This is a genomic window from Lysobacter sp. Soil_C_15, from assembly GCF_057657315.1.
The window spans coordinates 1-25,623 of record NZ_JBDGIR010000008.1 but is presented as its reverse complement, the minus strand read 5'-3'; the positions used below and the strand labels follow the sequence as shown (position 1 = coordinate 25,623).

The window sequence follows — 25,623 nt, the reverse complement described above, 5'->3', positions numbered from 1 at the left end:
ATGGCCCGCGATGCGGGCCGTTTTTCGTTGTGCCGCCGATCCTTTAGGAGCTGTGTAGCCGCGACCGGCGAAGCCGCGGATTTCCATATTGCGGCCACGCGACAAGGCGAAGAAAGCCTATTGCCTGGGCTGCGGCGACTACGACTACGCTCGCGTACGTCGCCATTGGGGTCGCGGCTTACGCCGCTCCTACAAAAGGCGCGTCACTGCGCCGCCTTGCGCGGCACGATCCCCAGCGCCCGTTCGATCTGTTCCGGATCGAAGCGCTTGCCGCCCTTGAACACCGCGTCGACCTTGCGGATGTCGCGCATGTCGCGCAGCGGATCGCCGTCGATCAGCACCAGGTCGGCGTAGCGGCCCGGCGCGATCGCGCCGCGCTGGGCGTCGACGCCGAACACCTGCGCCGGGGTCAGGGTCGCCAGGCGCAGCACTTCGGCGTTGGGGATGCCGGCGCGCGCGTACACTTCCAATTCGGCGTGCAGCATGTAGCCGGCCAGGGCGTCGGTGCCCGGCAGCAGGGTCACCCCGGCCTCGTGCAAGGCCTTGAGCAGCTTGAGCATGCTTGGGAAGGCCTGGCGATAGGCTTGCTCCTCGCCCTGCGGCGGTTTCAGCGCGCCCCAGCTGAGATTGCGCCGCGCCTGCGGCGGCAGGCGCTCGGCCACGCCGCGCAGTCCGGGCGGGGTCTTGTCGCTGGGATCGCCGCCGAACAGGTCTTCGGCCAGGGCCATGGTCGGGTCGAGCGTGGTTCGGTGGCGCTTGAGGAAGTCGATGAACTCGCGCACCTGCGGATGCTCGGGCGGGTACTCGTGCGCGTGCGCGGCGACCTCGGTCAGCCGCTTCATGGTCTGGGTGTCGCGCACCCGCGGGTACATGAAGTTGAGCTCGACGAACAGCAAATGCTGCAACTCGTCGGCGCCGGCCTCGACGAACTGCCGCGCCGACATGTTCGCCGGCACGTGGCCGCTGTAGCGCAGGCCGCGCCGGTGCGCGCGGTCGGCGATCACCGGCACCAGCTCGGGCTTGAGCGAGGAATAGCTCTTGATCTGCATGTAGCCGCGGTCGGCGTAGAAATCCACCGCCTTGCGCGCCTGTTCTGCGGTGGCCACCAGCATCTTGGTCGGCCCGGCGTAGGGGCCGGGGCCGTCGATGAAGCCGGCCATCATCACCCGCGGGCCGATTTCGCTGCCGGCGTCGAAGCGTCTGACCCGGGCCGGGAAGGCGTCGAAGTCGTTGGCGACGTCGCGTGCGCTGGTGATGCCGGCGGCGATGTCGAGCGCGCCGTCGTGGGCGCCGGTGTAGTGCTTGTGCACGTCCCACAGGCCGGGCATCAGGAAGCGCCCGCGCGCGTCGAAGACTTCGGCGCCGGCCGGCGCGCTCAGCTGCGCGTCCGGCGCGACCCGTACGATGCGTTCGCCTTCGATCAGTACGCTGGTGCCGGCGGCGACGCTGAGATCGCGCGGGTCGAACACGCGCGCATTGCGGATCAGCAAGGGGCCGGCAGGGGTGTGGGTCAGGCGCCGGGCCAGGTCGGCGGCCCAGGCCGCGGCGGCGGCCTCCTGCAACGCGATCAGCTTCGGCGTGGCCGCCTCGAATTCGCGATCGACCACCGAGAACCAGCCGGCGGCGGCGATCACCGCCGCGGTGCTGCCGTCCTCGCGCAGCCAGACCAGGCGCGGGGTGAAGTCCAGGCCTTCGATGCCCTGCAAGCGCAGCTTGACCGGACCGTGCGCGCCGGCGATCTCGTGCTCGCCCAGATCGCGGCTGCTGGCCTCGCCGGCTGGCAGCAGGGCGAGCCGGCGCTGCGGCGCCTTGAGCAGGGCGCGGGCGAGCGCGCCGGTGGCTTCGGGGGCGGCCTGCAGCGGCAGGAAGAATGCCGGCGCGGCGAGGTCGCGCCGGCCCTGCTCGCTGGGATTGCTCCAACGGGCCTGGCTGCCATCGACCCGATAGCTCTCCTCGAACGGCGTCTTGAGGTAGTCGTTGCCCTGGCCGCTGTACTCGCGCAGGGTGCCGTCGTCGTTGAGCCGCCAGCGCGTGCTGCTGCGGTCGCCGCGGCCGCGGTCGGCGAACTGGTACTCGACCTGCACCGAGCCGTCGGCGGCGGTGGCGACGCTCTGCTCGCCGGCGACGCGGCCCTGCATCAGCACGACGTAGTCGCGTTTGCCGGGCGCCGCGGCGGCGGGAAGGGCGAGGGACAGGCACAACGACAACACAACGATCGGGCGCATCGGCGGGCTCCGGCGGGTGTTTGGCGCGGCGGCGCGGGTGCGCCCCGGCGTTGTATAGCCGATCCGCAGCGGCCGGGATGTGCCGGAAACACGAAAACGCCGGTGCCGGCCTGTGCGCTCGATTCGCGCCGGCCGGACCGGCGGCGCGCCTGGATCGCGGCCGGACCGGACCGCGCCGGACCCTAACCCGCAAAAGCCAAGGCCCGGATCGCTCCGGGCCTTGGCTTGTCTTCAAGGCGTCAGATCGTCACGCCCGGAGGTTCACCACTTGTAGCCGACCTTGACGTAGCCGAACGCACCGTTGAAGCCGAACGGCGAGGCGGTGTTGTACGGCAGGTAGTTGCGGGTGCCGCGCACCAGCTTGGACTCGTCCGGATAGGCGTCGAGCACGTTGTCGCCGCCGAGGGTGAATTCCCAGCGGTCCAGGCGGTAAGTCGCGGCCAGGTCCAGCGTCCACTCGGCGCCGAAGGTCTGGTCCTGGCGCGGGTCGGTGGCGTGCAGTTCGGTGAACTGGCCGTAGCGGGTCGCGGTGGCGTTGAAGCTCCAGTGGCCGGTCTTCCAGTCGCCGGCGAGGAAGAACTTGTCCTTCGGCGCGCCCTTGGTGATGCGGCCGATCTCGGTGCGGCCGATGCGCACCGCCGCCGGGTCGATCGCCGCCAGCCGCGGCGGGTTCGGCGCGATCTTGTCGATCTCGGTCTTGGAGTAGTTGTAGCCGGCGGTGAGGTTGAGCTTGCCGGAGGCCAGCTCCCAGCCGTAGGTGGCGATCACGTCCACGCCCTGGGTCTTGGTGTCGACCGCATTGGTGAAGTAGCGGCCGCCGCCGATGCCCGGATAGCCGTTGGCCTGCAGGTAGTTGCGTACCGCGGTGCTGGTCAGGTTCTCCGACAGCAGGATGCGGTCCTTGACCTTGATGTCGTAGGCGTCGACGGTGATGTACAAGGCGTCGGCCGGCTGCAGCACCAGGCCCAGGCTGTAGTTGGTCGATTCCTCGGCCTTCAGCGGCTCCGAGCCCAGCGCGACCGCGGCCGGATTGTCGACCCGGAAGGTGCCGATCTCGTAGGGGATGCCGCTGATGAAGTTGGTCGCGATCGACTGGAAGTACTGCTGCTGCAGCGACGGCGCGCGGAAGCCGGTCGAGGCGGTGGCGCGCAGCGCGACCTTGTCGGTGAAGGCGTAGCGGCCCGACAGCTTGCCCGAGGTGGTTTCGCCGAAGTCGCTGTAGCTCTCGTAGCGGGCCGCGGCGCCGATCGAGAACTTGTCGGTGACGTCGGTTTCCGCGTCGAGATAGAACGAGTAGCTGTGGCGGTCGAAGTCGCCGGCGTCGCTGGCGCGGAAGCCGGAGAACACCTGGGCGCCGGGGATGATCTGGCCGTTCGGCGCGGCGACGCCGCCGTTGGCGTAGGACAGCGGCTCGCCTGCGCGCTGGCTGAACTCCTCGCCGCGCCATTCCGCGCCCCAGGACAGGGTCAGCGGGTAGTTCCAGCCCAGCTCGATCGCGCGGGTGAAGTCGAGGTTGAGCACGTGCTGGGTGACTTCCAGCGCGCCGGCGTAGAACTCGGTCGGCGAGCTCGGGCCCAGGCTGCGGTTGAGGGTGTTCTCGATGTCGAAAGTCAGGCCGTTGTGGCCGTAGTTGTAGCTGAAGTCGATCTGGGTGCCGCCGGCGGTTTCGCCGCGCACGCCCAGCACCGCGGCGCGGTCCTTGCTGACGTTGTGGATCTGCGGCAGGAAGCCGTCGGGGTAGATCGAGGGGATGTTGCGCGGGTCGCCGGCGAAGCGGAAGTAGCCGTTGGACAGCACGTCGCGTTCGCTGTAGCTGCCGAACGAATAGAAGCTCAGGTATTCGACCGGCGAGTACTCGGCGTTGTAGGAGAACGCGCCGTGGTCGATTTCCGGATCGCCGTAGCGCTGCTCGACCCGGCCCTGGAAGGGGCGGGCGCGGTTGGTCTGGTCCTGGTGGCCGCCCTGCGCGGCCAGGCGCAGCCAGCCGTTCTCGCCGAGATTGAAGCCGGCGTCGCCGGAGAGCTGGTACTGCTCGCCGTCGCCGGCGCTGTACTGGCCGTAGCGCGCGGCGATCGAGCCGTTCTGGCCCGAGCCCTTGAGCACCACGTTGACCACGCCGGCGATGGCGTCGGAACCGTACTGGGCCGAGGCGCCGTCGCGCAGCACCTCGACCCGCTCGATCGAGGCGATCGGGATCGCGTTGAGGTCCACCGGCGAGGAGCCGCGGCCCTGGCTGCCGTTGAGGTTGATCAGCGCGGTGGTGTGGCGGCGCTTGCCGTTGACCAGCACCAGCACCTGGTCCGGGGCCAGGCCGCGCAGCTGCGCCGGGCGCACCGCATCGGTACCGTCGGTGATCGCCGGACGCGGGAAGTTCAGCGAGGGCAGGGCGCGCGACAGCGCGGTCGCCAGCTCCGCCGTGCCGGTGGCCTCGAGGGTTTCGGGGGTGATGATGTCGATCGGCGCGGTCGATTCGGCGACGGTGCGGTCGGACACGCGGGTGCCGGTCACGATCACCTGGTCGAGCGTCTTGGCGTCGCTTTGCGGCGCGTCCTGCGCATAAGCCGGGACAGCGAGAGCGAGCAGCAGAGCCAGGGCCAGGGGATGGCGCGGGCCGGCGGGGGTACGGCGGACGTGCATGGCGACTCCTTGAGGGATTGACAGCGATGTCATTGCATTTAACACGCGCATAACAATCGGTCAATAAAGCCGCCAAAGTCCGACTATCGGCAATAGTCCAAAAGTGGTATCGGGCCACGAAACACATATTGGTGCCGATTCGGCGTTCCGCCCGGTCGCCGTTGCCCGATACGGCGTCGCTCATTCGGGCCCAGCGCCCCCATACGCTGGCGTCGCCACCGGGCCCGACTGTTAAGATGCCCGCGCTCAAGGTGATCGCCGGCACATTCGCCGGCGATTGAAACGGGAATCCGGTCGTCGTCTGCCTCGCAGGCGGCCAAGCCGGAGCTGCCCCCGCAACGGTAGGCGAGTAGACGTACCGCACGCAGCCACTGTGTTCCGACACGGGAAGGCGCGGTACGCGATGCCGGTTCCGCACAGGACCGGATCGGCTCGCGAGCCCGGAGACCGGCCCGGAGCGCGAACCGACAGGCGGTGGGCCGGTCTCGGGGCGAAGGCGCGCGTGCGCCGTCTCCTGGCCGTTTCCGCCTTCTGTCACGACCGATCACGGCCGCGCGGGAGAGCGCGGCCCTGGAGACCGCCTGTGACTTTGCCTTGCTGCGCCCCACGCCTGCGTCTTGCTTCCCTGTGTTTCGCCGGCGGCGTGCTCGCCGCTCCCGCGCTGGCCCTCGCCGCGCCCGCTGCGGTCGATCTCGACCAGGTCGTGGTCACCGCCACCCGCACCGCCCAGACCCAGGACGCCACCCTCGCCGCGGTGACGGTGATCGACCGCGCCGAGATCGAGCGGCGCCAGCCGACCTCGCTGCCGGACCTGTTGCGCGGCGCGCCCGGCGTGTCGCTGGCCAACAACGGCGGCGCCGGCAAGCAGACGTCGCTGTTCCTGCGCGGCACCGAATCCGACCACGTGCTGGTCTTGGTCGATGGCATCAAGCTCGGTTCGGCGACCAGCGGCGGCACCGCGCTGCAGGACATTCCGGTCGAGCAGATCGAGCGGGTCGAGATCGTGCGCGGGCCGTTCTCCAGTCTGTACGGCTCCGAAGCCCTGGGCGGGGTGATCCAGGTGTTCACCCGCCGCCCGCAGGGCGCGTTCGCGCCCAGCTTCAGCGCCGCGATCGGCAGCTACCAGACCCACCGAGCCAGCGCCGGCGTGGCCGGCAAGGGCGAGCGCGGCTGGTATTCGGTCAACGCCGCGCACGAAGACACCGACGGCATCAACGCCTGCCGCGGCAAGCCGGCGCCGCGCGGCGCCGGCTGTTTCACCCACTCGCCCGATCGCGACGGCTATCGCAACCAGTCGCTGACCGTGCAGGGCGGCTACCGTTTCGACGAACGTTGGGAGGCCGAGGCGCGCGCGTTCCGCGCCGAGGCCTACAACGAATACGACGGCAGCCAGAACAACCAGGCCGACAGCGTGCAACAGGTGCTCGGCGCCAAGCTGCGCTATCGACCCAGCGAGCGCGTCGGCTTCAGCGCCAGCGCCGGGCGCAGCGAAGATCTCAGCGAGGCCTATCGCAACGGCAAGTACTCCAGCACCTTCGAAACCCGGCGCGAGCTGGGCTCGCTGCAGGCCGACCTCGGCCTCGGGCCGGGCCTGTTGAGCCTGGGCTTCGACTGGCAGCGCGACCGGATCGACAGCAACGTCGCCTACGCCCGCGACAGCCGGATCCTGCGCGGCGCCTTCGGCCAGTGGCAGCAGGACTTCGGCGCCCACGCCGTGCAGGCCAGCCTGCGCCGCGACGAGGACAGCCAGTTCGGCGGCAAGACCACCGGCAGCGTGCTGTGGGGCTGGGACTTCAACGACGCCTGGCGGCTGACCGCGAGCTACGGCACCGCGTTCAAAGCGCCGACCTTCAACGAGCTGTACTACCCGAACTACGGCAACCGCGAGCTGGGCCCGGAAACCTCGCGCAGCGTCGAACTCGGCTTGCGCGCCGCCTGGGGCGAGCGCCGCCAGCACGTCTGGTCGCTCAACGCCTTCCAGAACAAGATCGACGATCTGATCGCCTACGACGCCTCGATCGGCCTGCCCGGCAACGTCGACAGCGCGCGCATCCGCGGCCTGGAAGCGGCGTTGGACACGCAGCTGGCGCAGTGGGACCTGCGCGCCAGCGCGACCTGGCTGGACCCGCGCAACCTCAGCCCGGGCCCCAATCGCGACAATCGGCTGCCGCGCCGCGCGCGGCACAGCGCACGCATCGACCTGGACCGGCGCGTGTCCGCGTTCTCCTTCGGCGCCAGCGTCTACGCCGCCGGCGAGCGCTACGACGACCTCGCCAACAGCCGCCGGCTGGGCGGTTACGCGCTGGCCGATCTGCGCCTGGGCTACGCCTTCCATCCGGCCTGGAGCGTGCAGCTGAGCGCCAACAACGTGTTCGACCGCCGCTACGAGACCGCCGCGTTCTACAACCAGCCCGGACGCAACTACCTGCTGAGCCTGCGCTACCGGCCCTCCCGCTGAGAACCAGCGCCACCGCCGGCGCTCGCCGGCCCCACCGAGATCCGCCGATGAACCCATCGTCCCGCCCGATCGCCGCCCATGCCCACGCCGTAGCGCCTGCGGCTGCGGCCGCCTGGTCCGCGCCGGTCCGCGCCGCGGTGGCCGGCGCCTTGCTGGTGTTGATGCTCGGCACCCGCTTCCACCATCTGGGCAGCCTGCTGCACCTGCCGGACGCGTCGATGGCGGTGTTCTTCCTCGGCGGTCTTTGGCTGCGCCGGCACGCGGGCTTCGTGGCTTACCTGGGCATGGCGGTGGCGGTCGATTACCTCGCCATCACCTCGCGCGGGCTGGGCTTCTTCCAGCACTACTGCGTGACCCCGTCCTATGCCTTCCTGCTGCTCGCCTATGCCGCGCTGTGGTACGGCGGGCGCTGGATCGCGCCGCGGCTGGCGCCGCAATGGCGCGCGCTGGCGACGGTGTTCGCGGTCGCCGCGCTCGCCGCCGCGGTCTCGTTCCTGATCTCCAACGGCGCGTTCTACTGGTTCGGCGGGCGCTACGCCGATCCCAACTTCGCCGAGTACACCAGCCGGCTGTGGCGCTGGGGTCCGCTGTTCGTGCGCACCACGCTGGGCTACATCGCCGTCGCCCTGGGTTTCTACGCGGTGATAGCCCATCACCTGGGCCAGCTCGCCATCGCCCAGCGTCGCGGCTGAGTCCGCCGCGAGCCGCGCCGCCATCCATCCGTTCCGTCACCGGAGTCCGAGCATGTCCACGACCCACGAACACACCGCTTCCGCCCCCTTGCCGTTGCGTTCGCGCGCCGCCCAGATCGGCGTCGGCCTGGCCCTGGCGGTGCTGATGATCTGCACCCGCGGCCAGCATTTCGCCAGCGTCGACGCGCTGCCCAGCGCGTCCTGGGCGGTGTTCTTCCTCGCCGGCGCCTTGCTGCGCCCGGGTTGGAGCTTTCCGGCGCTGTTCCTGCTGTCCTCGGCGCTGGACCTGGGCAGCCTGGCGCAGGGGCGGATTACCGACTGGTGCCTGTCGCCGGCGTACTGGGCGCTGGCCTTCGCCTACGGCGCGCTGTGGTTCGGCGGCCGGATCTATGCGCGAGCGCATCGCGACGCCTGGAGCGCGGTGCCGCGCCTGGCGCTGGTGCTGCTGGCGACCTCGGTGGCGGCGTACCTTATTTCCAAGGGCGGCTTCTACTTCCTGTCGGGCCGCTATCCCGACGCCAGCCTGGCCGGTTTCCTCGAGCGCGTGCCGCAGTACTACCCGCGCAGCCTCGGCACCCTGGCCGGCTATGTCGGCGCCGGTTTCGCCGTGTACGCGCTGGTCCGGCTGGCCGGCCAGCGTCAGCGGGTCGGAGCGGCGGCATGAGCGCGCACGGGCCTGCCGACCAGGCCGCGCAATCGCGCGCCGGCTATGCCGCGACCACCGAGGAGCGCCATCGCGAGCGCATGCAGCGCAAGAAGGAACTGATCGACCGCAAGATCGCCCGCGCCACGGTCGAGCGCGGCGTGCTGGTGGTCAACACCGGCAACGGCAAGGGCAAGAGCTCGTCCGGCTTCGGCATGCTGGCGCGCTCGCTCGGCCACGGCCTGCGCTGCGGCGTGGTGCAGTTCATCAAAGGCAGTTTCTCGACCGGCGAAGAAGCGTTCTTCCGCAAGTTCGAGGAACTGGACTATCACGTGATGGGCGAGGGCTTCACCTGGGAGACCCAGGACAAGCAGCGCGACATCGCCGCCGCGCAGGCGGCCTGGGCGGTGGCGGCGCGGATGTTGGCCGACCCGGATTACGACTTCGTCCTGCTCGACGAACTCAATATCGCCCTGGCGCATCGCTACATCGCCCTCGACGACGTGCTCGCCGCGACCGCGGCCCGGCCCGAACGCCAGCATGTGGTGATCACCGGCCGCGGCGCGCCCGACGCGCTGGTCGAGGCCGCCGACACGGTCACCGAGATGCGCATGGTCAAGCATGCGTTCAAGGCGGGGATCAAGGCGCAGAAGGGGATTGAGCTGTGAGCTCGACGGGACTCGGGACTCGGGACTCGGGACTCGCCAAGCCCGAGACCGTCGGCTGTCCCGCTTCTGCGAGTCCCGAGTCCCGAGTCCCGAATCCCGCCTCCTGCCCGGCGCTGCTGGTTTCCGCCCCCGCCTCCGGCCAGGGCAAGACCAGCGTCACCGCGGCGATCGCGCGTTGGCACGCGCGGCAGGGGCGGCGCGTGCGGGTGTTCAAGACCGGCCCGGATTTCCTCGATCCGATGGTGCTCGAGCGCGCCAGCGGGCAGCCGGTCTACCAACTCGATCTGTGGATGTGCGGCGAGGCCGAGGTGCGCGCGCGCCTGCATCGGGCGGCCGGCGAGGCCGATCTGATCCTGATCGAAGGGGTGATGGGCTTGTTCGACGGCAAGCCGTCCAGCGCCGACCTGGCGGTCGCGCTCGGCGTGCCGGTGCTGGCGGCGATCGACGGCTCGTCGATGGCGCAGACCTTCGGTGCGCTCGCCGCCGGCCTGGCGCGTTACCGCGACGACGTGCGCGTGTACGGCGTCGCCGCCAACCGGATCGGCAGCGAGTATCACGCGCGGCTGTTGCGCGAGAGCCTGCCGGAGTCGCTGCGCTGGCTCGGCGCCTTGCCGCGCGATCCGGCGATGGCCTTGCCGGAACGGCACCTGGGCCTGGTGGCCGCGGGCGAACTCGGCGATCTGGATGCGCGCCTGGACGCGCTCGCCGATGCCTGGGGCCGACACGCCGACGCCGAGCTGCCGCCGCCGGTCGAGTTCGCCGCGAGCGCGCCGCCGCCGGTGCCGCCGGCGCTGCGCGGCAAGACCATCGCGATCGCCCGCGATGCCGCGTTCTGCTTCCTGTATCCGGCCAACCTCGACCTGCTGCGCGAAGCCGGCGCCGAACTGGCGTTCTTTTCGCCGCTGGCGGGCGATGCGCTGCCGTCCTGCGACGCGGTGTGGCTGCCGGGCGGGTACCCGGAGCTGCATTTGCCGGCTTTGTCGGCGCGCACCGACCTGGGCGCGGAGCTGCGCGCGCGCCGCGACGCCGGCACGCCGATCCTGGCCGAATGCGGCGGCCTGCTGTACGCGCTGGACCGGCTCAGCGACCGCGACGGCGCCCAGGGCGAGATGGCCGGCCTGCTGCCGGGCCACGCGGCGTTGCAGCCGAAGCTGGCCGCACTGGGGCTGCAGTCGGTCGCGCTGCCCGAGGGCGAACTGCGCGGCCACACCTTCCATTACGCGCGCGCCGAAATCGCCGCCGCGCCGATCGCGCATTCGCACAACCCCAACGGCGGCCCCAGCCGCGAGGCGCTGTACCGCGACCGCCGGCTCAACGCCAGCTTCGTGCACTTCTATTTCCCTTCCAATCCCGACGCGGCGGTGCGTCTGTTCTTGCCATGAATGCCCTGCCATGAGCCTGCCGTCATGAGCGCCGCGTTGCTGGTGCTGACCCTGTTCGCCGGGGTGATGCTCGACGCCGCGCTCGGCGAACCGCGACGCGCGCATCCGCTGGTCGGTTTCGGCCGGCTGGCGCGGGCGATCGAAACCCAGGCGCACGCCGACGGGCGCCTGCGCGGCGTGCTGGCCTGGGCGCTGGCGGTGGTTCCCATCGTCGCGGCGACGGCTTACGTGCAACTGGCGCTGGCCGCGTGGTCGGCCTGGGCCCAGGTGCTGTTCGGCGCGGTCGCGCTGTATCTGTGCATCGGCTTGCGCAGCCTCGACGAACACGCGATACCGGTGGCCTGCGCCCTGCGCGACGGCGACCTGGAGGCGGCGCGGACCGCGGTGTCGCGCATCGTCAGCCGCGACACCGCCGCGCTGGATGCCGAGCGCGTGGCCGCGGCGGCGACCGAGTCGGTGCTGGAAAACGGCAACGACGCGGTGTTCGGCGCGCTGTTCTGGTTCGTCTTGCTCGGCCCGGCCGGCGCGGTCGGCTATCGCCTGGCCAATACCCTGGATGCGATGTGGGGCTATCGCACCCCGCGCTACGAACGCTTCGGCTGGGCCGCGGCGCGCATCGACGACGCGCTGAATTGGCTGCCGGCGCGGTTGACCGCGATCACCTATGCCGCGCTCGGCGACACCGCCGCGGCGTGGCGCTGCTGGCGCACGCAGGCGCCGCACTGGGACAGCCCCAACGCCGGCCCGGTGATGGCCGCAGGTGCCGGCGCCCTGCGTGTGCGCCTGGGCGGCGCCGCGCCGTATCACGGCGTGTGGGAAGCGCGGCCATCGCTGGGCGAAGGCGAGCCGCCGGATGCGGGCTCGGTCGAACGCGCGCAGCGCCTGGTCGGGCGCGGCGTGTTGCTGTGGCTGGCGGCGATCGCGTTCGGCGCATGGGCCTGGCGCGCGCTGTGACGCGCCGCGTCGGCCGCGCGGCGCGAGCTTCGCGCCATACTGCGCTGTGCAGTTGCGGCGCCTTGAGCGCTCGCCTAAGCTCGCGCCGTCCACAGGGTTCGCCGCGCAAGCCATCGCGCGGCATCGGCCGCAAGGCCGAAGGGAAGTCCGGTGACGCCGGCGCCGCGATGCGGCCCGGCCATTCCGGCGCAGCCCCCGCTGCTGTAAGCCTGACGAATCCGCCCACATGCCACTGGTCGTCGCGACCGGGAAGGCCGGCGGAGGAGGTCGAAGGCGAGCCAGAAGACCGACCCTGCGGCGATCAGTCGAACATGCGCTCCGGGGTGCGGGCGCGGGACTGGAGTCGAATCCCGATCGCGTCGCGTCCGGCCCCGGCCGCTGCGTACGCGTCCGGCCCCGGCCGCTGCGTACGCGCGCGGGCCGGGTTCGTGCGTGGACGCGTCGCGGCACAGCGGCGCGCCGGCGCCGGCCGCTCCGGATCTGCAGGCATCCCGTGCGCCAGCACCGGAGACCGCCCGCTTGTCCGTCCGAACTTCCCGCCGCGGTACCCGCCGCTTCAGCCGCCATGCTCCCGCGTTGCGCCGCCTCGGCCTGGCCCTGGCCGGTCTGGCGTTCGCGAAGGCCGCCTGCGCCGACGAATCCACCACCCTCGACGCGGTGCAGGTGCGCGCGCAGTCGCCGCTGGAGCGCGTCGCCGAGGCCGGCAGCCGGCTCGGCTTGAGCCTGCGCGAGTTGCCGGCCGCGGTCGAGATTCTCGACGGCGAAACATTGCGCGAGCGCGGCGACGATACCCCGCAACGCGCGCTGGCGCGCGCCGCCGGGGTGGTGCCGATGGGCGCGCCCGGCAACGGAAATTCTTCGTTGAGCCTGCGCGGCTTCTCCGGCCACGGTTCGGTGGCGCAGGTCTACGACGGCACTCGGGTGTTCGTCGCCTCCGGCACGCTGAGCTTTCCCGGCGACACCTGGCAGCTCGATCGGATCGAAGTGTTGCGCGGCCCGGCCTCGGTGCTGTTCGGCGACAGCAGCGTCGGCGGCGTGGTGCACTACGTGCCGCGCGCCCTGCAAAGCGCGCCGCGGCGCGAGGCGATGCTGGCGGTGTCGAGCTGGGACGGCTACCGCTTCGGCCTCGGCGCGGGACAGGGCGTGGGCGAGCGCGTGCGCTGGCGCGCCGACCTGACCGGCGCCGGCGGCAACGGCGAGATCGACCGCGCCGGCTACGAACGCTACGGCTTCTCCGGCGCCCTGGCCTGGGACCTGAGCCCGCGCCTGACCGCGACGCTGAAGTACGACGCCGGCCGCCGCCACGATCCGCGCTACTTCGGCACGCCGCTGGCCGACGGCCGTCTCGACCGTCGCCTGCGCGAGCGCAACTACGACGTCGCCGACAGCCATATCCGCTACGACGATGGCCTGACGCGGTTGCGCTTGGACTACGCCCTCGGCGACCGCGCCCAACTGGTCGCCGAGACCTATCGCGTGGCGATCGACCGGCGCTGGCGCAATGCCGAAAGCTACGCCTTCGATCCGCGCAAGAACCTGGTCGTGCGCAGCGACTTCATCGAAATCGGCCACGACCAGGAGCAATGGGGCCAGCGTTTCGACCTGCTCGTCGCGGGCGAGCTGTGGGGGCGCGCGCAGCGCCTGAACCTGGGCGTGGAAGGCGCTCGGGTGCGATTCACCCACAGCAACAACGGTCCCTACGGCGGCCGCGACACGGTGCCGGCGTTCGATTTCGTCCCGGGCGGCTTCGTCAACCTCGCCGGAACGCAGCCGCGTTTCGGCACCATCACCCGCCAGCGCGCGCTGTACCTGGAACACAGCATCGAGCTGTGGCCGCGCTGGACCCTGGTCGGCGGCCTGCGCCGCGAGCGCATCGAGCTGCAGCGCAAGGAGCTGCCGACCGGTACCGGCTTCGGCGCGCGGTTCGACTTCACCGCCTGGCGCCTGGGCGCGGTGTTCGCGCTCGACCAGCGCACCTCGCTGTACGCGCAGACCAGCAAGGGCATCGATCCGATTTCCGGCCTGGTGACCCTGCCGCTGGCGCAGAAGGACTGGTCGCTGACCCCGGCGCGGCAGGTCGAGCTGGGCCTGAAGCAGAGTTTCGCCGGCGGCCGCGGCGACTGGACGCTGGCCGCGTACCGGATCGAGAAGCGCAACCTGCTCAGCCGCGACGAAGCGGACCCGAACCGGGTCCAGCAGATCGGCCAGCGCAGCTCGCGCGGGCTGGAGCTCGGCCTGGGCTATGCCTTGTCGCCGCGCTGGCGGATCGACGCCAATGCCGCGGTGCTGGACGCGCGGTTCGACGATTTCAGCGAGGTCGTCGCCGGCGGTCTGGTCTCGCGCGACGGCCGGACTCCGGCGAACACCCCGGAGCGGATATTCAACCTGTGGCTGGGCTTCGATCCGGTCGAGGCGTGGAGCGCCTCGCTGGGCCTGCGCCGGGTCGGACATCGCTACAACGACAACGCCAACAGCTCGCGCATCGACGGCTATACCGTCGCCGACGCGCAGCTGTCCTGGCGTCCGCGCGTCGGCAGTCGATTGACTTTGCGTGCGCGCAACCTCGGCGACGCGCTGTACGTCGGCTCCGGCCGCTCGCAGGCCCTGCTCGGCCCGGGACGCGAGTTCGAGCTGGAATGGGCGCAGCGTTTTTGAACGCATTCAAGCGCCAGTTGCAGTGGTGGCATCGCTGGCTGGGCGTGTTCCTGGCGCTGCCGGTGTTGCTGTGGTTCGCGTCCGGCGCGGTGTTGCTGTTCGTGCCGTTCCCGCGCCTGAGCGAAGCCGAGGCGCGGGCCGGGCGTGCGGAGCTGGCGTTGGCGACGGTGCGCATCGATGCGCGACAGGCGGCGCAGGCGGCCGGGCTGGACGGCCCGCCGCAGCGCGCGCGGCTGGGCATGCTCGGCGCACGGCCGGTATGGCGGCTGCGCGATCGCGACGAGCGCTGGCACCTGGTCGGCGCCGACGACGGCCGCGTGCTGCCCGCGCTCGACGCCTCGGCCGCGGCGGCGGTGGCGCGCGATTTCCAGCGCCGGCGCGGCGAGGCGGCCGCGACGCCGCGTTACCTCGGCCGGTTGGAGCGCGATCAGTGGACCCTCAACGGCCTGTCCGGCCTGCGTCCGCCCTTGCACAAGCTGCGTTTCGCCGATGCGCGGGCGACCGAGTTGTACGTCTCGGCGATCACCGGCGAGGTGGTGCGCGACAGCACCCGCAGCGAGCGCGGCTGGAACTGGGTCGGGGCGATCGTGCATTGGATTTATCCGACCGCCTTGCGCGCGCAACCGGCGCTGTGGCGGCAAGTGGTGATGTGGCTGTCGGGTGCGGCTTTGCTCGCCGCGCTGGCCGGCGTCGCGATCGGCGCCTGGCGCAGCGTCGACGTCTGGCGGCGCGTGCGCCGGATCACTCAGTATCGCGGCGTGTACGCCTGGCACCACTGGCTCGGCTGGGGCGGCGGGTTGCTGATGCTGAGCTGGCTGTTCAGCGGCTGGATGTCGATGGGACCGCTGCGCGCGCCGCCGAACCCGGCGCTGGAACGTTGGCGCGAGGCCTATGCCGCGCCGCCGCCGGCATGGCCGGCGCGGTGGAGCGCGCGCGTGCCGGCGGGCCCGGGCTGGCTCGAAGCCGAATTGCTGTGGTTGGCCGGCGAACCCTGGTACCGGCTGGAGTCGCGCGAGGGCGCGTCGGCCTGGGCACCGGCGCTGGCCGATGCTGCGCAGGCGCCGGATCTGGGCGCCGCGCTGCGCCGCGCCGAAGCCGCCAGCGGGGTGAAGATCGCGGCGCGGCGGGAACTGCGCGCCTACGACGCCTACTACCTGCACGCGGCGCATCGCGATCCGCCGCCGCTGCCGGTCTGGCGCCTGCGTTTGGCCGATCCGGCCGCGAGTTGGGTGCAGATCGCGCCGGCGCGCGGCGAGATCGTCGCCAGCAGCGACCGCCGCAGCCGCATCGAACGCTGGCTCTACCACGGCCTGCACAGCTGGGACCTGCCGTGGCTGCTGCAACGTCCGCGCCTGCGCCTGGGCCTGTTGCTGGGCGGCCTGGCGATCGGCGCGGCCTTGGCGGTCACCGCGATCCTGGTCGCCTGCAAGCGCCTGCGGGCGATCGCCCTGGCGCGCGCCGCACGGACGCGGCGGGCGCGTCGGTATCCTGAGCCCCGCTTTTCCATCGGCCGCTGCGCTGGCTCGCGCGGCGGCCCCGATCCGGAGTCGACCCATGCTTGAACACGGCGGACGCTTGCTGCGGGCGGCGCAACGCTACGGCATCGCGCCGGAGCGCTGGCTCGATCTGTCGACCGGAATCAGCCCGTTCGCGTGGCCGGTGCCGGCGGTCCCGGCGCGCGCCTGGCAGCGCCTGCCCGAAGACGACGACGGTCTGGTCGAGATCGCTTGCGCCTACTACGGCGCGCCCGCGCTGTGGCCGGTGGCCGGTTCGCAGGCGGCGATCCAGGCCTTGCCGGAGTTGCGCGCGCCGGCGCGGGTCGGGGTGCTCGCGCCCGGCTACGCCGAGCATGCGCACGCCTGGCGGCGCTGCGGCCACGCGGTGCAGTCCCTGCCGGCGGCCGAACTGTTGCGCCGCGCGGACGAGTTCGACGTGCTGGTGCTGATCCATCCGAACAATCCTGGCGGCGACCGCTTCGAGCGCGAGGCGTTGTTGCAGGCGCAGGCGTCGTTGGCCGCGCGCGGCGGCTGGCTGGTGGTCGACGAGGCGTTCATGGATGCGACCCCCGAGCACAGCCTGTGCGCCGACAGCGCACGCGAGGGGCTGATCGTGCTGCGGTCGGTAGGCAAGTTCTTCGGCCTGGCCGGGGCCCGCGCCGGCTTCGTCTGCGCCGCGCCGGCGCTGCTGCAGGCGCTGCGCGAACGGCTGGGCCCGTGGACCCTGACCGGCCCGGCCCGGCACGTGTTGCGCGCAGCGCTGGCCGACCGCGATTGGCAGGCGACGCAGCGTGAGCGCCTGCTCGCGCAAGGCGCGCGTCTGGCCGCGCTGCTCAGTGCGCACGATTTGGCGCCGAGCGGCGGCTGCGCGTTCTTCCAATGGCGCCGCTGCGACGAGGCGGCGGCGCTGCACCAGGCCCTGGCCCGGCGCGGCGTGCTGACCCGCTTGTTCGAGCAACCGCCGAGCCTGCGCTTCGGCCTGCCCGGGGACCAGGCCGAATGGAGCCGGCTCGACGCGGCGCTGGCCGCCGCGGTGGAGGAGATAGCAACGATGGAGACGCAGCGTTGAGCGCGCGCGTGCTGATGGTGCAGGGCTGCACCTCCGATGCCGGCAAGAGCGCCCTGGTCACCGCGCTGTGCCGCTGGCTGCACCGGCGCGGCGTGGCGGTGGCGCCGTTCAAGCCGCAGAACATGGCGCTGAATTCCGCGGTCGCCGCCGACGGCGGCGAGATCGGCCGGGCCCAGGCGGTGCAGGCGCAAGCCGCCGGGCTGGCGCCGCACACCGACTTCAACCCGATCCTGCTCAAGCCCAACAGCGACACCGGCGCGCAGGTGATCGTGCACGGCCGCGCGGTGGCCAACCTGGACGCGCGCGCCTATCACGACTACAAGCGCACCGCGATGGCCGCGGTGCTGGCCTCGCACGCGCGCCTGTGCGAACGCTACCGGGCGGTGGTGGTCGAAGGCGCCGGCAGCCCGGCCGAGATCAACCTGCGCGACCGCGACATCGCCAACATGGGCTATGCCGAGGCGGTCGACTGCCCGGTCGTGCTGATCGCCGACATCGACCGCGGCGGCGTGTTCGCGCATCTGGTCGGCACCCTGGCCCTGCTGTCGGATAGCGAACGCGCGCGGGTGATTGGCTTCGTGATCAACCGGTTCCGCGGCGACATCGCCCTGCTGCAACCCGGACTGGACTGGCTGGAGCGCGAGACCGGCAAGCCGGTGCTCGGCGTGCTGCCCTATCTGCACGGGCTGCACCTGGAGGCCGAAGACGCCTTGCCGCGCGAATCGGCGGCCAAGGCCGGCGCGCGCCTGCGCGTGGTCGTGCCGGCGCTGCCGCGGATCAGCAACCACAACGATTTCGATGCGCTGCGCGCGCACCCGCAGGTCGAGTGCCGCTTCGTCGGCCCCGGCGAGACGGCGCCGGCCTGCGATCTGATCGTGCTGCCGGGGTCGAAATCGACCCGCGCCGACCTGGACTGGCTGCGCCGCCACGGCTGGGCCGAGGCGATCGCACGCCATCTGCGCTACGGCGGGCGGGTGATCGGCATTTGCGGCGGGCTGCAGATGCTCGGCCGCGCGGTGCACGATCCGCACGGCATCGAGGGCGAACCTGGCTCGAGCGCGGGATTGGGCTGGCTGGAGCTGGAGACCACGCTGGAGCCGCACAAGCAACTGCGCAACGTGCAGGGACGGTTCGCGTTCGACGACGAATCGGCGACTGTCGCCGGCTACGAAATCCATTGCGGGATCAGCCACGGCCTCGCGCTGCAGCGGCCCGCGCTGCGTTTGGACGACGGCCGCGACGACGGCGCGCTGTCCGCCGACGGGCAGGTGCTGGGCACCTATCTGCACGGTCTGTTCGATGCGCCGCAGGCGCTGGCCGCGCTGCTGCGCTGGGCCGGTCTGGAACAGGCGCAGCCGCTGGACTTGGCCGCCTTGCGCGAAGCCGGCATCGAGCGGCTCGCCGACGCGGTCGAGGCGCACCTGGACACCGCGCGCCTGGCGCAATGCTTCGGACTGGAGGAACCCGCATGCACAGCCTGATCCTCGGCGGCGCGCGCTCGGGCAAGAGCGCGCTGGCCGAACGCATCGCCGGCGAGCATGCCGAGGTGGTCTACATCGCCACCGGTCAGGCCGGCGATGCGGAAATGGCCGAACGCATCGCCCATCACCGCGCGCGCCGGCCGGCGCACTGGCGCTGTATCGAAGAGCCGATCGCCCTGGCCGCGGCCTTGCGCGCGCATGCCGCGCCGCAGCGCTGCGTGCTGGTCGACTGCCTGACCCTGTGGCTGAGCAATCTGTTGTTCGGCGCCGAACCGGCCGCGTTCGCGCGCGAACGCGCCGACCTGCTGGCGACCCTGCCGTCGCTGCCGGGCCGGGTGCTGCTGGTCGGCAACGAGGTCGGGCTCGGGGTGGTGCCGATGGGCGAGATCAGCCGCCGCTATGTCGACGAAGCCGGGCGGCTGCACCAGGCGCTGGGCGCGTTGTGCCCGCAGGTGCTGTTCGTCGCCGCGGGCCTGCCTCTGGTTTTGAAAGGCGCGCCGCCCGCGCTGGGCGGGACGGGCGCGATAGTAGGAGTCGCACAATGAACGACGATGCATCTTGGTGGCGGCGCGCGTGCGCGCAGCCGCAGGCCGAGGTCCAGGCGCAGGCGCAGGCGCGTCAGGGCCAACTGACCAAACCGCCCGGTTCGCTGGGCCGGCTGGAGGACCTGGCGATCCGCCTGGCCGGCCTGCAAGGCACGCCGACGCCGACCGTCGATCGGGTCTGGATTTCGGTGTTCGCCGCCGACCACGGCGTCGCCGCCGAGGGCGTATCGGCGTTTCCGCAAGCGGTGACCGGCGAAATGCTGCGCAACTTCGCCGGCGGCGGCGCGGCGATCGCGGTGCTGGCGCGCAGCCTCGGCGCGCACCTGGACGTGGTCGACCTGGGGACGGTCAACGACCCCGGCCCGATCGCCGGTGTGCGGCGCATCCGGATCGCGCCGTCCAGCGCCAACTTCTGCCAGGAGCCGGCGATGTCTCCGGCGCAGTGGCACGCGGCGCTGGCGGCCGGCGCCGACAGCGTGCGCCGGGCGCGCGAACACGGCGCGCAGCTGTTCGTCGGCGGCGAGATGGGCATCGCCAACACCACCGCGGCGGCGGCCCTGGCTTGCGCGCTGCTGGGGCGCGCGCCGGCGGAACTGGCCGGCGCCGGCACCGGCCTGGACGCGGCCGGGATCGAACACAAGATCGTAGTGATCGAACGCGCGCTGGCCCTGCATGCGTCGGCCGGCCCGGGCGATGCGGCGCAGGTCGCGGCCGAGCGGCTGCGCCGTCTCGGCGGCTTCGAGATCGCGGCGCTGGCCGGCGCCTACCTCGCCGCGGCCCAGGCCGGCCTGGCGGTGCTGGTCGACGGTTTCATCGCCAGCGTCGCCGCGCTGGCCGCGCGCGCGCTCAATCCGGGCTGCGAGCCCTGGCTGCTGTATGCGCACCGTTCGCAGGAGCGCGGCCACGCCGCGGTGTTGGACGCGATGCGGGCGCAACCCTTGCTCGACCTGGGCATGCGCCTGGGCGAAGCCAGCGGCGCGGCGGTCGCGGTGCCGTTGCTGCGCCTGTCCTGTGCGCTGCATGGCGAAATGGCGACTTTTCTACAAGCCGGCGTCTCCACCGGTCACGCGGAGCGGGCATGATGGGGGCTCCCACCGCTCGACGCGCACACGGAACGGAGCCGAAGCGATGACGCTTGCCCAGATCGACCTGCTGCGCCATGGCGACACCGGCCATCGCAGCTACCGCGGACAGCTCGACGACAGCCTGTTGGAGCTGGGCTGGCGGCAGATGCGCGATGCGGTGCGCGGGCGCGAATGGGATGCGGTGGTCAGCTCGCCCCTGCAACGTTGCGCCGCGTTCGCGCGCGACCTGTCGCAGTCGCGCGGGCTGCCGTTGAGCGTGGAACCGCGCCTGGTCGAGTACCACTTCGGCGACTGGCAGGGCCGCTCGGTCGACGCCATCGCCGCCGATCAGGGCGAGGCGCTGGCGCAGTTCTGGGCCGACCCGGTCGCCTACCCGCCGCCGGGCGCGGAAACCTTCGAAGTCTTCACCGCTCGGCTGGTCGCGGCGACCCACGACCTGGCCCAGCAGCATGCCGGCCGACGCGTGCTGGTGATCACCCACGGCGGGGTGATCCGCCTGCTGCGTTGCCTGGCCGCCGGGCGCCGTTACAGCGATATGCTGGCGATCGACGTCGGCCACGCCTCGCTGCACCCGTTGCCGTGGCCGCCGCCGGCATCGGCCAGCGCGCCGCTCGGCGCCGGCCATCCGCTCCATCGCGCCGAGCGCAGCGAACGCCTCGAAGCGGACCCGGTCGGCGGTTGATGCGCGCGCTGCTGGCGGCGATCGGGTTCCTGACCCGGATTCCGGTGCCGGCGCGGGTGTTCGAGGATCCGCAGGCGCAGACGCGCTCGCTGGCCTGGTACCCGGCCGCGGGATTGGCGATCGGTGCGCTGCTGTGCGCACTGGCCTGGGCCTTGCAGACCCGGCCGCCGCTGTTGTCGGCGGCGTTGCTGCTGACGGCCTGGGTCGGCCTGACCGGAGCCCTGCACCTGGACGGCCTGGCCGACAGCGCCGATGGCTGGGTCGGCGGCATGGGCGCGACCGCGCAGGAACGGCGCGAGCGCACCCTGGCGATCATGAAGGATCCGCGCAGCGGCCCGGTCGGCGTGGTCGCGGTGGTGCTGGTCCTGGTGCTGAAATTCGCCGCGCTGGCCAGCCTGCCGGCGCCGGCCTGGGCGGCGCTGCTGCTGGCGCCGGTGCTGGCGCGCGCGGCCCTGACCCTGGCGTTTCTGAGCACGCCCTATGTGCGCAGCGGCGGGCTCGGCCAGTCCCTGGTCGCCGCGCCGCGCGCGGCCTGCATCGCCGCATTGCTGATCAGCGCCGCGGCCTGCGCCCTGGCGGGTTGGCGCGGTGCGCTGGCGCTGGGCCTGGCTTGGCTGGTGTTCGCGCTGTGGCGCCGGGCCTGGCGCGAGCGCCTGCAGGGCATGACCGGCGATTGCTGCGGCGCCCTGGCCGAAGCGGTGGAGGCCGCCGTGCTGGTGGGGTTCGCGGCCAGCGTCTGAGCCGCGGCGGGGCGCGAAAGCGCAAGATCGGAACCGCCGGCGGCGCCGGCGCGGGCCATCCTGGCCGCATCCCGCCCGACCTCCCCGAGGACACTGCGATGGCCCCCGTCAACGAAGCCGCACGTCCCGCGCTCAAAGCCGGCACCCGCGACGCGCACCAGCGCCGCATCGAGCGCGCGGTCGCCCTGATCGAACGCGCCATCGCCCAGGGCGAAGAGCCGCCCGAGCTGGGCCGACTGGCCGAAGCGGCGGCGTTCTCGCCGTTCCACTTCCACCGCGTGTACCGCGCCATGACCGGCGAGACCACCGGCCAGACCGTAGCCCGGCTGCGCCTGCTGCAGGGGCTGCGCCTGCTCGCCAGCGAACAGCGCAGCGTCACCGACGCCGCGCTCGCGGTCGGCTACCAGAGCGCGCAGGCCTTCACCCGCGCGTTGCGCCAGAGCCTGGGCAGCGCGCCCAGCGAACTGCGCGCCGAGCCGCAGCGGCTATGGCGCGAGATCGACCGGCTGGCGCAACCGCCGCAGCCGGAGCAGGGCGAGGACGCGCCGCCGCTGCGGGTCGAAGTGGTCAGCATCGATCCGTTCCAGGTCGTGGCGCTGCGGGTGCAAGGCGGCTACCAGGCCAAGCACGCCGGTTACGAGCGCCTGTTCGGCTGGGCCGGCGAGCACGGTCTGCTCGACCGGCTGCAGGGTCTGTACGGCGTGGCCGTGGACGACCGTCGCGACGTGGCCGAGCCGCAATGCCGCTTCGACTGCATGCTGGCGCTGGGCGCGGACCTGGACTTGGCGGGCGCACCGGGCTTGCGCCTGCTGCGGCTGGGCGGCGGGCGCTACGCACGGGTGCGCCATGTCGGCGCCTTCGACGGCCTGGAAGCGCTGACCGATGCGCTGCTCGCGCGCTGGCTGCCGGCCAGCGGCGAGCGCATCGGCGATGCGCCGCTCTACCACGATTACCTGGACGACCCCGATCAGGTGCCGCAGGCCTTGCTGCGCACCGACGTCTACCTGCCGCTGCAAGCCTGAGCCGCGGCTTGCGAGCGCAAGAAATCCCACGGGACGCCGCTTCTGCAGAAGCTACGGGCATCCCGTCGACGGAGCTACGCCCCCGCCGCCTCCAGCCGCGCTTCCAGTTCGGCGAGCTTCGCTTCCAGCGCTTCGATCCGTTCGACCAGGGCCGACCGCGCCTCGGCCGAGCCGCCGCCGTCGCCATGCCCGGCGTCGTGGGCGCTGCCGTGCCAGACCGGTTCGCCGCTGAGCAGATGGCCGTAGCGGTCTTCGCGCTGGCCGCTCTGCCGCCCCAGCATCCGCACCAGCGGCGGGCTGTGCTGGGCCAGGCGCTCCAGCGCGTACTGCACGTCGCCGACCGAATCGAACTTGGCCAGGCGCTCGCTACGCGACAACAGCTCGTAAGCGGTCTGCGGGCCGCGCAGCATCAGCAGGGCGACCAGCGCCGCCTGCGGACGGGTCAGGTCCAGCACCGCCGCGGCGCGGTGGGAATAACGCTCGGCGCGCGCGGTGTGCTGCGACTTGACCCAGCCGCGCGGTTCCAGCCGGCGCAGGGCGTTGGCGATCTCGCCCTGCTCCAACTGCATCGTCGGCTCGCGCGCGGTCTTCTGATTGCAGGCGGCGACGATGGCGTTGAGGGTCAGCGGGTAGACGTCGGGCGTGGTCGCCTCTTTCTCGATCAGGCAGGCGACGATCCGCGCCTCGACCGCGCTGAGCTGCGGCGCGGCGGATTCGGAAGCGTCCTGGGGCGGGGTCGGGTCGGTGGCTTCGCTCATGACGGTATCGCAGCAGATCGTGGGAAAGAGTCGTGGACGCGGGCTCAGGTCAGCGCGGTCGACGGCGGCAGATGGCGGCCGCCACGATACACCGGCGCGGCCATGACCATTTCCGCCAGGCTGTGGGCCAGCTCGCGCTCGGCCATCACCGCACCGTCGGCGCCGTGTTCGAGCAGGTGCCGGACCTCGTTGTCGCTGTGCGCGCGGGCGACGATGCTCAGTCCCGGGTTGATCTCGCGCAGCTTGGCGATGATCTCGCCGGCCTCCAGCGCCTGCGGGATCGCCAGCATCACCGTGGTCGCGCGCTCCGGCACCGCTTCGCGCAGCACCCGCTCGTTGACCGCGTTGCCGAGGATCGCCGGCAAGCCGGCGGCGCGCGCCTTGGCGATCAGGCTGTCTTCGCCGTCGATCACCACCAGCGGCACGCCGCGGTCGGTCAGCAGCCGCGCCAGTTCGCTGCCGACCCGGCCGTAGCCGATCAGGATCACGTGCCGGTCGATGTCGGCCGGCACCGGCGGCACCACCGGGTCGGTCTTGGCTTCCTGCAGCGCCGCGGCTTCGCGTGCCTGCTTGCGGTCCAGCCAGGCGAACAGCAGCGGATTGACGATGATCGACAGCAGCGCGCCGGCCAGGATCAGGTCCTGGCCTTCCTTGGGCAGGATCTCCAGGTCCAGGCCGAGGGTGGCGAGGATGAAGGAGAACTCGCCGATCTGGGCCAGGCTGGCGGAAATCATCAGCGCGGTGGTGTGCGGCTTGCCGAACGCGCGCACGATGGCGTACGCGGCCACCGACTTGCCGAGCACGATGATCGCGAACACCGCCAGCACTTCCAGCGGCTCCTGGATCAGGATCATCGGGTTGAACAGCATGCCGACCGAGACGAAGAACAGCACCGCGAAGGCGTCGCGCAGCGGCAGGGTCTCGTTGGCGGCCTGATGGCTGAATTCGGATTCGTTGAGCATCATCCCGGCGAAGAACGCGCCGAGCGCGAACGACACCCCGAACAATTCGGCCGAACCGAACGCCACGCCCAGGGCGATGGCCAGCACGCACAGGGTGAACAGTTCGCGCGAACCGGTGCCGGCGACGCGCTCGAGGATCCACGGGATCACCCGCCGGCCGACGATCAGCATCACCGCGATGAAGGCGCCGACCTTGGCCAGGGTGGTGAACAACTGCGACCAGATCTGCGCGCCGTCGGTGGCCTCGCCCTTGAGCAGGCCCGACAGCGCCGGCAGCAGCACCAGGGCCAGCACCATCGCCAGGTCCTCGACGATCAGCCAGCCGACCGCGATCCGGCCCTTGCCGGTCTCGACCAGGCGCCGTTCTTCCAACGCCCGCAACAGCACCACGGTGCTGGCGACCGACAAGGCCAGGCCGAACACCAGCCCCGCACCGTGCGACCACCCCAGCATCCAGGCCATGCCCCAACCCAGGGCAGTGGCGACGGCGATCTGCACCACCGCGCCGGGCAGGGCGATGCCCTTGACCTCGAGCAGGTCGCGCAGCGAGAAATGCAGGCCGACGCCGAACATCAGCAGGATGACGCCGATCTCGGCCAACTGCGGCGCCAGGGTCTGGTCGCCGACGAAGCCGGGCGTGAAGGGGCCGGCGACGATGCCGGCGATGAGGTAGCCCACCAGCGGCGACAGCCGCAGGCGTTGCGCGATCATTCCGAAGATGAAGGCCAGGACGAAGCCGGCTACCAGAATCGCGATCAGGGACGTGTGGTGCATCGGCTCTCCTGTGGTCTGGTCCTTGCAAGAATGTGTGCAAGCAGGGTTTCGGCGCAAGTGTTTCCGCCGTTTTCGGTGCTTGCAAATGATTGTTTCTGCTTGATTTTTATCCGGGCGGCCGGACCGGCGACGAACGGCGCGTCGCCGGCGGGCCTGGATTTCAGCGGTTTGCCCGGCACCGGGCGCTGGCGATGCGCGGCGGCGCGGCGCGGCCGCGCGCATGAATGCCGATTCAGCCCGATGCGCCGCTTCGCGTATGCGCCATGTGAATTTGCGCGAGACCGATCGCAGCGGCGTAGCATGCTTTGGCGTCGCATGCCTTATGTAGGTGCGGCGTCCCACAGGGACTTCCTTCGGTCACAAGCCGCGACCGCGCCACGTCTTTGTCCTGCGCCCCTTGTAGGAGCGGCGCAAGCCGCGACCGCGTTCTGAAGGTCTCGCGGCGTCTGTCGTTCGAAGGCTTCTAAAGCCGCGACCGCCGTCCCTCCCACTAGCCACGTCTTTGTCCTGCGCCCCTGTAGGAGCGGCGTAAGCCGCGACCGCGTTCTTGCGGTCTCGCGGCGTTCGTCGTTCGAAGGCTTCTAAAGCTACAAAGCTCAAAAGCTCAAAAGCTCAAAAGCAAAGCTTCCGTCCGCAAGCGGCCGGGTCACTTTCTTTGTCCAAGGCGACAAAGAAAGTAACGGCACTGTCTAACC

19 protein-coding genes and 2 riboswitches are annotated in these 25,623 nt (G+C 71.6%); of the genes, 15 read left to right on the top strand and 4 right to left on the bottom strand.

Features of this window, described 5'->3' with window-relative positions; genetic code table 11:
- Positions 1-203: 203 nt before the first annotated feature.
- Both AC3A57_RS17615 and AC3A57_RS17610 read right to left on the bottom strand, forming a co-directional pair.
- The gene (locus AC3A57_RS17615) at positions 204-2,225 is read right to left on the bottom strand and encodes an amidohydrolase family protein (protein ID WP_487580114.1); all 2,022 of its coding nucleotides are present in this window, start codon (positions 2,223-2,225) and stop codon (positions 204-206) included.
- A gap of 261 nt (positions 2,226-2,486) precedes the next feature.
- On the bottom strand, positions 2,487-4,862 hold the full coding sequence (locus AC3A57_RS17610; RefSeq protein WP_487580113.1) for a TonB-dependent receptor plug domain-containing protein: 2,376 nt from the start codon (positions 4,860-4,862) through the stop codon (positions 2,487-2,489).
- Positions 4,863-5,094: 232 nt separating this feature from the next.
- Positions 5,095-5,332, top strand: a riboswitch (cobalamin riboswitch).
- Positions 5,333-5,472: 140 nt separating this feature from the next.
- On the opposite strand from AC3A57_RS17610, the gene btuB reads away from it, so the two are divergent.
- From btuB to AC3A57_RS17535, 15 genes are all read left to right on the top strand, one after another.
- Positions 5,473-7,320, top strand: a complete 1,848-nt coding sequence (btuB, locus tag AC3A57_RS17605; protein ID WP_487580301.1) for a TonB-dependent vitamin B12 receptor — start codon at positions 5,473-5,475, stop codon at positions 7,318-7,320.
- Between the two features lie 47 nt (positions 7,321-7,367).
- Positions 7,368-8,012, top strand: coding sequence for a hypothetical protein (locus AC3A57_RS17600; protein ID WP_487580112.1), 645 nt, complete (start codon positions 7,368-7,370; stop codon positions 8,010-8,012).
- Between the two features lie 52 nt (positions 8,013-8,064).
- Complete coding sequence (locus AC3A57_RS17595) at positions 8,065-8,676, top strand: hypothetical protein (RefSeq protein WP_487580111.1); 612 nt, start codon at positions 8,065-8,067, stop codon at positions 8,674-8,676.
- The gene (gene cobO, locus AC3A57_RS17590) at positions 8,673-9,323 is read left to right on the top strand and encodes a cob(I)yrinic acid a,c-diamide adenosyltransferase (RefSeq protein ID WP_487580110.1); all 651 of its coding nucleotides are present in this window, start codon (positions 8,673-8,675) and stop codon (positions 9,321-9,323) included. Before AC3A57_RS17595 ends, cobO begins: the two co-directional genes overlap by 4 nt.
- Positions 9,324-9,436: 113 nt before the next feature.
- Positions 9,437-10,705, top strand: coding sequence for a cobyrinic acid a,c-diamide synthase CobB (locus tag AC3A57_RS17585; RefSeq protein ID WP_487580300.1), 1,269 nt, complete (start codon positions 9,437-9,439; stop codon positions 10,703-10,705).
- Between the two features lie 36 nt (positions 10,706-10,741).
- The gene (gene cbiB, locus AC3A57_RS17580) at positions 10,742-11,659 is read left to right on the top strand and encodes an adenosylcobinamide-phosphate synthase CbiB (protein WP_487580299.1); all 918 of its coding nucleotides are present in this window, start codon (positions 10,742-10,744) and stop codon (positions 11,657-11,659) included.
- Between the two features lie 140 nt (positions 11,660-11,799).
- Positions 11,800-11,947: riboswitch (cobalamin riboswitch) on the top strand.
- A gap of 231 nt (positions 11,948-12,178) precedes the next feature.
- Positions 12,179-14,314: a TonB-dependent receptor gene (locus AC3A57_RS17575; RefSeq protein ID WP_487580109.1), complete on the top strand. Its 2,136-nt coding sequence runs from the start codon at positions 12,179-12,181 to the stop codon at positions 14,312-14,314.
- Positions 14,311-15,876 (top strand): hypothetical protein, encoded by a 1,566-nt coding sequence (locus AC3A57_RS17570; protein WP_487580108.1) that lies wholly within the window; start codon positions 14,311-14,313, stop codon positions 15,874-15,876. Before AC3A57_RS17575 ends, AC3A57_RS17570 begins: the two co-directional genes overlap by 4 nt.
- A complete protein-coding gene (cobD, locus tag AC3A57_RS17565) occupies positions 15,869-16,879 on the top strand; it encodes a threonine-phosphate decarboxylase CobD (RefSeq protein WP_487580107.1) in 1,011 nt (336 codons plus the stop codon). Before AC3A57_RS17570 ends, cobD begins: the two co-directional genes overlap by 8 nt.
- Positions 16,876-18,360: a cobyric acid synthase gene (locus tag AC3A57_RS17560; protein ID WP_487580106.1), complete on the top strand. Its 1,485-nt coding sequence runs from the start codon at positions 16,876-16,878 to the stop codon at positions 18,358-18,360. The genes cobD and AC3A57_RS17560 overlap by 4 nt, the downstream gene beginning before the upstream one ends.
- Positions 18,348-18,905, top strand: coding sequence for a bifunctional adenosylcobinamide kinase/adenosylcobinamide-phosphate guanylyltransferase (cobU, locus tag AC3A57_RS17555; protein WP_487580105.1), 558 nt, complete (start codon positions 18,348-18,350; stop codon positions 18,903-18,905). Before AC3A57_RS17560 ends, cobU begins: the two co-directional genes overlap by 13 nt.
- The gene (gene cobT, locus AC3A57_RS17550) at positions 18,902-19,987 is read left to right on the top strand and encodes a nicotinate-nucleotide--dimethylbenzimidazole phosphoribosyltransferase (protein WP_487580104.1); all 1,086 of its coding nucleotides are present in this window, start codon (positions 18,902-18,904) and stop codon (positions 19,985-19,987) included. Before cobU ends, cobT begins: the two co-directional genes overlap by 4 nt.
- Positions 19,988-20,033: 46 nt before the next feature.
- Positions 20,034-20,672 carry a histidine phosphatase family protein gene (locus tag AC3A57_RS17545; RefSeq protein ID WP_487580103.1) on the top strand — a complete coding sequence of 213 codons (639 nt, stop codon included), beginning with the start codon at positions 20,034-20,036 and terminating at the stop codon, positions 20,670-20,672.
- On the top strand, positions 20,669-21,412 hold the full coding sequence (locus AC3A57_RS17540) for an adenosylcobinamide-GDP ribazoletransferase (protein ID WP_487580102.1): 744 nt from the start codon (positions 20,669-20,671) through the stop codon (positions 21,410-21,412). The genes AC3A57_RS17545 and AC3A57_RS17540 overlap by 4 nt, the downstream gene beginning before the upstream one ends.
- A gap of 98 nt (positions 21,413-21,510) precedes the next feature.
- The gene (locus AC3A57_RS17535; RefSeq protein ID WP_487580101.1) at positions 21,511-22,434 is read left to right on the top strand and encodes an AraC family transcriptional regulator; all 924 of its coding nucleotides are present in this window, start codon (positions 21,511-21,513) and stop codon (positions 22,432-22,434) included.
- A 74-nt stretch (positions 22,435-22,508) separates the two neighbouring features.
- Here the strand turns inward: AC3A57_RS17535 and AC3A57_RS17530 are convergent, their stop codons facing one another.
- Positions 22,509-23,192, bottom strand: coding sequence for a YceH family protein (locus AC3A57_RS17530; protein ID WP_487580100.1), 684 nt, complete (start codon positions 23,190-23,192; stop codon positions 22,509-22,511).
- Between the two features lie 44 nt (positions 23,193-23,236).
- Positions 23,237-24,928, bottom strand: coding sequence for a YbaL family putative K(+) efflux transporter (ybaL, locus tag AC3A57_RS17525; protein ID WP_487580099.1), 1,692 nt, complete (start codon positions 24,926-24,928; stop codon positions 23,237-23,239).
- Between the last annotated feature and the right edge of the window lie 695 nt (positions 24,929-25,623).